This is a genomic window from Paraburkholderia sp. SIMBA_027 (genome assembly GCF_046535315.1).
In the GTDB taxonomy this organism is placed as follows: domain Bacteria; phylum Pseudomonadota; class Gammaproteobacteria; order Burkholderiales; family Burkholderiaceae; genus Paraburkholderia; species Paraburkholderia tropica.
The window spans coordinates 1-238 of sequence record NZ_JAWRWY010001548.1 but is presented as its reverse complement, the minus strand read 5'-3'; the positions used below and the strand labels follow the sequence as shown (position 1 = coordinate 238).

Sequence of the window (238 nt, the reverse complement as noted above, 5' to 3'; positions counted from 1 at the left end):
CCAGATAGGTGGCGGTCGCCACGCGGTAGTTGAAGACGAAGATGTGGCCGGATACCTCGACCATCTTCTCCATCTCGCGCTGGCAGCCTGCGATCAGCATTGCCGAAAGGCCGAGCGCGGCAATCGCGTTGATCTTCATGGCGTCTCCTCCTTCTTGCGCCGGTAGTGGCGGCTGGCCTTCGCCCGGTTGCCGCAGACGGTCATGTCGCACCAGGCGCGGCTTCTGTTCTTGCTGCGG

At 63.4% G+C, this 238-nt stretch carries 1 protein-coding gene; it reads right to left on the bottom strand.

Translation table 11 applies throughout. The features are described from left to right. Positions 1-135: 135 nt before the first annotated feature. A partial coding sequence (locus tag SB764_RS44385; RefSeq protein ID WP_410867360.1) for a CGNR zinc finger domain-containing protein occupies positions 136-238 on the bottom strand: 103 nt, incomplete at its 5' end.